At 72.7% G+C, this 7,079-nt stretch carries 6 protein-coding genes and 1 pseudogene; 5 read left to right on the forward strand and 2 right to left on the reverse strand.

Features of this window, described 5'->3' with window-relative positions; all coding sequences use genetic code 11:
- Positions 1-390: Rieske (2Fe-2S) protein (locus LCE31_RS20530; RefSeq protein ID WP_225016229.1), on the reverse strand; the 390-nt coding region annotated here is incomplete at its 3' end.
- Between the two features lie 392 nt (positions 391-782).
- A complete protein-coding gene (locus LCE31_RS20535; RefSeq protein ID WP_225016237.1) occupies positions 783-2,207 on the reverse strand; it encodes a condensation domain-containing protein in 1,425 nt (474 codons plus the stop codon).
- A 486-nt stretch (positions 2,208-2,693) separates the two neighbouring features.
- On the opposite strand from LCE31_RS20535, the gene LCE31_RS20540 reads away from it, so the two are divergent.
- From LCE31_RS20540 to LCE31_RS41285, 5 genes and pseudogenes are all read left to right on the forward strand, one after another.
- Positions 2,694-4,178 carry a nucleobase:cation symporter-2 family protein gene (locus LCE31_RS20540; protein WP_225016239.1) on the forward strand — a complete coding sequence of 495 codons (1,485 nt, stop codon included), beginning with the start codon at positions 2,694-2,696 and terminating at the stop codon, positions 4,176-4,178.
- A gap of 86 nt (positions 4,179-4,264) precedes the next feature.
- The gene (locus LCE31_RS20545) at positions 4,265-4,792 is read left to right on the forward strand and encodes a peptide deformylase (protein ID WP_225016242.1); all 528 of its coding nucleotides are present in this window, start codon (positions 4,265-4,267) and stop codon (positions 4,790-4,792) included.
- The gene (locus LCE31_RS20550) at positions 4,789-5,631 is read left to right on the forward strand and encodes a GntR family transcriptional regulator (protein ID WP_225016244.1); all 843 of its coding nucleotides are present in this window, start codon (positions 4,789-4,791) and stop codon (positions 5,629-5,631) included. The genes LCE31_RS20545 and LCE31_RS20550 overlap by 4 nt, the downstream gene beginning before the upstream one ends.
- Positions 5,632-5,709: 78 nt before the next feature.
- Positions 5,710-6,699 carry a serine hydrolase domain-containing protein gene (locus tag LCE31_RS20555; RefSeq protein ID WP_225016246.1) on the forward strand — a complete coding sequence of 330 codons (990 nt, stop codon included), beginning with the start codon at positions 5,710-5,712 and terminating at the stop codon, positions 6,697-6,699.
- A 193-nt stretch (positions 6,700-6,892) separates the two neighbouring features.
- Positions 6,893-6,979, forward strand: a pseudogene (locus LCE31_RS41285) (twin-arginine translocation signal domain-containing protein); the annotation flags it as partial.
- Positions 6,980-7,079: the final 100 nt, after the last annotated feature.

Below are 7,079 nucleotides of genomic sequence, written 5' to 3' on the forward strand. Positions count from 1 at the left end.
GCCCTTCACGCTGCCGTCGACGATGCTGTACGTGCTGCCGTGGCAGGGGCACTTGATGGTGCCGTCGCTGATCGACGCGACGGTGCAGCCCTGGTGGGTGCAGACCGCCGAGAACGCCTTGAACTCGTTCGCCTTCGGCTGCGTCACCACCACCTTCTGGTCGGTGAAGATCTTGCCGCCGCCTTCCGGAATGTCCGACGTCTTCGCGAGGACACCGCCCTCGGCGCCCCCGGCCGGTGCCTTCGTCGAACTCCCGGCGGTGTCGGAGCCCGCGGCACTGTCGGAGCCGCCGCCGCAGGCGGCGAGCGCGACCCCCAGCCCTGCCGCTCCCGCGGTGGCGACCACGGTCCTGCGCGTCACGATCCGCGCGGCTCCCTGCGTACTCGTCATGGCTTGCTCTCCTCGTTGCGGTGTGGTGGTGCGGTCGTTCCCCCGCGGTGCCGCGGGCCTTCCGCGGACCGCGGTCTCCCGGCGGACCGCGTCTTCCGGCGGGTCCGTTCCGCGGACCGCGGGCGGATGCCCGGCCCCGTCCACCGGATCACCGGGATCACCCGGATCACCCGCGGACCGCCCAGGCCTGTCGGATCACCCGGACCACCCGAAGATACGGAGCGGCCACGCCCTCCGTTCAGCCCGTGGCGGGAAGTTCTGACGCGCGGCCTCTGACCAGGCCCTTCAGGAAGGGCCGGCGCGCCCGCCCCTCGGCATCCCGCGCGGGGGCGGGCCCCCCGGCGCGAGGCTTCCTCGCGTCGGTCCTCTCGGCGTCCCCGTGAGAGCGGGCGTCAGGCGAAGGAGGCGACCTGTAGCCGCGGCGCGCCGGTGACGCCGTCCTGCCGGGCGGCGGCGCGCAGGATGTCCCGTACACACCGCACGAAGCGGGTGACATTGACGCCGGCTGCTTCGGTGTCGGGATAGCGGCCGAACAAGTAGAGGCCCTCCCGCGTACACACCACCCACAAGCAGGCCTTGCCGCTGTCGGAGAGCCGCAGCAGGGCCCGCGCGTTCCACTTCTCCCAGTCCCCGGCGCCGGGGGAGTCCCGTACGTCCATGTAGGACAGGAGCGAGAACGGGTCGGGGGTCGTCTTCTTGAAGTCCACCCCGAGCAGTTCGCAGACCCGGAAGAACGGCACGCGCGCCACCTGCCTGGCCTCGCGGGCCGCGATCTGGGCGCGGCGCACGGCCGAGCGGAAGTCGCACCCGGCGCTCAGGTCGATCTCCACGGGGCCGCCTTCCACGTACCAGCCGACCGAGGCCGACCACTCGGAACGCGACCGGGTGTGGAACGGCATGACCGTACGGTACGGAGCCGGCGCGCCCAACTGGCGTGCCGCCAGGGCGTTGGCCGCCAGCACACCGGCAGGCAGGGCGGCGCGTTCGGCCCGGCAGGCGGCCGAGAGGGCGTCCGTCTCCGCGGAGTCGAGCAGCCACTCGAACACGGACTTCTGCGGGACCAGTTCCTCGCCCGAGGTGCCCAGCGGCAGCGGGAAGCCCGGTGGCCGGCCGCCGCTGTCCGCGATGAAGCGCTCCCAGCGCAGGACCGCGGGGTGGTCGCGGCCCACGAGGGACGCCTCTCGGCGCTGCTCGTCGCTGTAGCTCACGTGGCTGCCGGTGTCGGGCAGCGAGGGCACCCGCCCCTCCAGGGCCGCCGCGTAGAACTCCTGGATCTCGTGGACCATGGCGAACAGCGTGTAGCCGTCCGTCTGCGTGTGGTCGAAGGCGAGCAGGACCGTGACGGAGTCCGCCCGTTGGACCGTCTCCACCACGTAGCTCGGCCAGCGCAGTGTGTGGGTCGACGCGTCGAGCCGGTCGCGCAGGAACCGGTTGAGCACGCCGGAGTCCCGGAAGTCGCCGAGCACCGTGCTGTCCATGCCGACGACCTCCTGCGGCACGGTGAAGCGGTGCAACTCGCCGCCCACACTGCGGAATCCACTGCGCAGGGTCTCGTGCCGGCCGATCCAGTTCACCAGCGCTGCGCCGAACGCGTCCAGGTGGAGCCGGCCCGGCATCTCGAAGGCCACGCCGCCCCAGTCGGCCGTGCGCACCCCGCGCTCCTGGAGCCGCGCCATGGTGAGGACGTGGGACTCCTGGTTGTACGAGGGAGGTACGGCATCGCGTCCCGCCTGCTGTGCGGCCGAGATCGCCGGCGGGTGAAGCGTCCACTCCCGCACCTGCCCGGGGCGTACCACATACTGGTTGAGTTCCGTCATCTTCACACCGGGCACAACGACCCTTGCGGGGGACGGGCACGTCATCCCCGGCGGGGCAAGAGTGTTCGGCGGCCTCCCCGAGGAGTTGACCCGGACCCAGGGCGCGGCCCGGTCCCGATGCGCCGACGGCTCCGGTCGTCCACGGATCGCCTGCGCGGGAGCGCGAGCCGATGGCATACGGATCGCTTGCGCGGGGTGCGAGCCGATGGGTACGGATCAGCGGGGAATCCGGTCCGTAAGGCCGTGTGAGGGGCTGCGTGATCTCTTGACGGCCCGGAGGGGGCATCGTACATTCATTCCGCATGACAGAACGATTATTCCGAGATGCGGAATATGAGACACGAGGGAAAGGTGCTCTCGGGGGGACCGCGAGGCCCCCGCGCGTGGCGCTCTCCGTCTCCCCTCGTCGGACTGTTTTCGTATCACCTCCCAGGAGCGAAGCGCGCGGCCAGAGGCCGCCGCCGCAAGACGGACGGAGGAGCCGCAGTGGCGATGAAGCCCAGGTTCACCAGGCAGGGCACCACGGATGACGGAGCGTCGGGGGAGGCGGGCGCCGTCGTGGAGCCGCCTGCTCCGCATCCCGTCGACGAGAGACTGCCGGCCCTGCGGATGGCGGCGACCGGGTTGCAGCACGTCGCCGCCATGTACGCGGGAGTGGTCGCGCCGCCGCTGATCGTGGGCGCCGCCGTCGGCCTGTCCGCCACGGACCTGACATTCCTGACCGGCGCCTGCCTGTTCACCGCAGGCCTCGCGACCTTCCTCCAGACACTCGGAATCGGGAAGATCGGGTCCCGCCTCCCGTTCGTCAACGGCGTCACCTTCGCGGGGGTCGCGCCGATGCTGGCGGTCGCCCAGTCGGCCAAGGACAAGCACGACGCCCTGCCGGTGATCTTCGGAGCGGTGATCGTCGCGGGGCTGCTCGGGTTCGTGGCGGCCCCCTTCTTCTCCCGCATGGTCCGCTTCTTCCCGCCGGTCGTCACCGGAACGGTGATCACCCTCATCGGTGTCTCCCTCATGCCCGTCGCCTTCGACTGGATGCAGGGGCCCGACGCGACCGCCAAGGACTACGGCTCCCTGAAGAACCTCGCGCTGGCGGGCGCGACCCTCGTCATCGTGCTGCTCCTGCGCCGCCTTGCCACCGGGTTCGTCAAACAGATCTCGGTGCTGCTCGGAATGGTCGCGGGCACGCTCGTCGCCCTGCCGTTCGGGGCGGTGGACTTCGGCCCCGTCGAGCACGCTGACCTCGTCGGGTTCCCGGCGCCGTTCCACTTCGGAGCCCCGCAGTTCGCGGGTGCCGCGATCGTCTCCATGTGCGTCGTCATGGTCGTCTCCATGACGGAGTCGACCGCCGACATGCTCGCGCTCGGGGAGATCGTGGGCCGTCCGGCGGACGAGCGCACCATCGCGGCGGGGCTGCGCGCCGACACCCTGGGATCGGCGCTGAGCCCGCTGTTCAACGGCTTCATGTGCAGCGCGTTCGCGCAGAACATCGGCCTGGTCGCGATGACGCGCATACGCAGCCGGTTCGTGGTGGCCGCCGGCGGCGGCTTCCTCGTGCTGATGGGGCTGTGCCCGGTGGCCGCGTCGCTGATCGCCGTCGTACCGCGCCCGGTTCTCGGCGGCGCGGGGATCGTGCTGTTCGGATCGGTCGCGGCCAGTGGGGTCCAGACCCTCGTACGGGCGGGCCTGGACAAGGACAACAACGTCCTGATCGTCGCCGTCTCGCTGGCCGTCGGCCTGATTCCCATCGCCGCACCGGACTTCTACCACGCCTTCCCCGCCCAGGCGAAGATCGTCCTGGACTCGGGCATCTCCACGGGGTGCGTCACGGCCGCGGTGCTCAACCTCCTCTTCAACCACACCGGCAGGAGGCGCGTGGCGGACGCCGAGGTGACCTCGTCCATGGAGCCCGCGGCGGAGATCGCGGCCCCGAAGGCCGGGACGGGCGCGCCGGGAGTACCCACTTCCTGAGGACCGCGGGCTTCCTGAGGACCGCGGGGGCGGACCGCCGTGCTGCGACCTTCAGTCGGACTCTGCGTATCGTATACGATGCGCAGGTGACGATACGAAGGACTCTCCAGCTCGGCGACCCGCTCCTGCGCACACCCGCTCAGCCCGTCACGCTCCCGCTGTCCGGCGAGGACCGCGCGGTGGCCGGTGATCTCGACGACACGCTCGCGGACTGGGTCGCGCGCACCGGCTACGGGCGCGGCATCGCCGCCCCGCAGATCGGCGCGGGCGTCCGCATGGTGCACCTGCGGCTCGACGCCCCGCGCACGCTCGTCAACCCCCGCATCACGGCCCGTTCCAAGACCACCTGGGAGCCCTGGGACGCCTGTCTCAGCTTCTCCGTCGAGATCTTCTGCCGCGTCCGCCGCCACACCTGGGTGACCGTCGAGTACCAGTCACCCGACGGCCTGCGGCACACCGTACGGGCCGACGGCGAACTCGGCGAACTGCTCCAGCACGAGATCGACCACCTCGACGGCCGCCTCGCCGTCGACCGCATGACCGACGTCTCCACCCTCTGCATGCGCACGGAATTCGAGGCGCGGCACCGGGACGAGAGCCCCTACCGCCGATGACCACATCAGAAGGCGACGGCCGCTCCACCGTCCCCATCGCCCGCAACCAGCCGCTGAGGGAGGCCGTCTACGCCCGCATCGTCAGCCTGCTCTCCACCGGCCGTCTGGCCCCCGGCATGTCGGTGACGGAGGCCGCCCTCAGCCGCTCCCTCGACGTCTCCCGCACCCCGGTGCGCGAAGCCCTCCTGCGCCTTGAGGCCGAGGGCGTCGTCCGCTCCGCCCTGGCACGGGGCTTCGTCGTCAGGCCGCTGAGTACGCGTGAGGTCCGCGAGGTCTACCCCATCCTGGCGGCACTCGAAGCCCTCGCCCTGCGCTCGGTCACCCGCCCCCTCGAAGAAGCCGAGCACGAGCGGCTCGCGGCGACCCTGGACGCACTCGAATCGGCCGGCGACGCCGTGGCCCGGCGCGCCCTCGACACCGAGTTCCACAGCGCGCTGGCCGGGCTCTGCGGCAACGAGCACCTCAAGGAGGCGATCGCGCGCCTGCGTACGAGCCTGTCCCGCTACGAGATCGCCTACATGGAGTGCACCCCGGTACGCGGTCCCGCGGACCGGCAGCACCGCCGCGTGCTCTCGGCCCTGGCGGCGGGCGACACGCAGGACGCGGCGGCCGTCGTCGAGGAGCACTGGCTGGACGGCATGCGCGGCGTCGCCGACTGGCTCTCCTCCGCGAAACCGGCGCCCCCCGGGGCAACGGGCGCGGCGGCAGGCCCGGTTCCGGTTCCGGGAGCGGCGGCGGTTCCGTTTTCGGACCCGGGCCCGGGAGCAGCGATGGACGCGGGTCCTGGGGCCGGGCAGGGCCCCGCCAGGCTCCAGCGGCCCGAGAACGAGCCGTCGTAGCGGGCAGTAAGGTCGTGCCGCCCCGTCACCTGCGAGTGGTGGCGGGGCACCGAACAGCGATCGGGAGGGAGATCCGCGGTGGATCTGCGGGAGATGGTCGATCTGCGGGTGAGGGGCGGTGAGCAGGCCGCACCCGGCGGGGCGCCCGCCGTGGTGGCGGGCGTGTCCGTCGGGGGCGAGCGGAGCACCGCCGTTCGCGGGGCGGCCCTCGCACCGGACTCCTGCTTCCGTATCGCGTCACTGACGAAGGCGTTCACCTCCACCGCGCTCCTCAGGAGGCTGCGGGAGAACGGCGTTGCGCTCGACACGCCCCTCATCGAACTCCTCGCCGACCTCGCCCCCGACTGGCGGGCCGACACGGGCCTGACCGTGGAGCAGATCCTCGGCCAGGTCTCGGGACTGCGCGAGTGTGTGGAGGCGTCCGACGCCGCGGCCCTGGGAGAGGGGCCCGAGGCGCTCCACGAGGCGGCCAGGCTCGTGGTGCGCGGCGGCAACGAGCAAGCGCCCGGCACCCGCTGGTCGTACTACAACGGCAACTACTTCCTCGTCGGCGCGGTACTCGCCGCGCTCGGCGGCGCGTCGTACGAGACGGTGCTCCGCCGGGACCTGCTCGATCCCTGGAACCTGTCGCTCACGGGTTTCGACACCCCGCGCGAGCCGGTCGCAGGACGGGACGTCGGCCGGGAGCTTCCGCCGCGGGACTATCCGCGCCCGCGCCGTCCGAGTGGCGGGCTGTGGTCGTGCGTACCCGACCTCCTCGCGCTGGGCGAGGGACTGCTGGCCGACCGGGAACTGCTGGACCAGGCCCGCCGCCCGCGCACCGCGCCGGACGACCCCATGGCATACGGGCTCGGGTGGGCGCTCGGCCCGTCGGGGCAGATGTACCTCAACGGGCGCCTGCCCGGCTACCGGACCGCGATGCTGCTGGTCCCCGACAAGGACCTGGTGAGCGTCGCGCTCGCCGCCGAGCAGACGGCTCTGCCCCTGCTGGCGCGTCTGCTCAGCGACGTGCAGTACCCGTTCACCGGGGACGATCTCGGCGCGGCCGTCGACGCGTTCGCGGCGTAGCTCCACGCCCGGGGCTACGGGCGGACGCGGCCTGCCCCGCGCTCCGTGCCGATGGGCACGGCCCCGCACGGAGGGCGCGGGTGCGCCGCCGCCTCGCCCGGTCCCGCGCCAGGCCCTGTTGACAGCCGTGCCCGCCCTGCCTAGGTTCCGAACGCTCCATCAGACATCGTTGTCGAGGCATAAGGAGTCGGCTATGAGCGCAGCGCGGGGCACCACCTCCCGACGGGGTTTCCTGGCCGCGGGCGCGGCGGCGGGAGCGGCCGGCCTCGGCGCGGCCCGGGGCCCCCCCCCCCCCCCCCCGGCCCCGGGGGGCCCCCCCCGGGGCCCGGGGGGGGGGCGCCGGGCCCCCCCCCGGGGGGGCGCGGGGGGCCCCGCCCCCC

The organism is Streptomyces sp. 8L (assembly GCF_020176795.1).
In the GTDB taxonomy this organism is placed as follows: Bacteria; Actinomycetota; Actinomycetes; order Streptomycetales; family Streptomycetaceae; genus Streptomyces.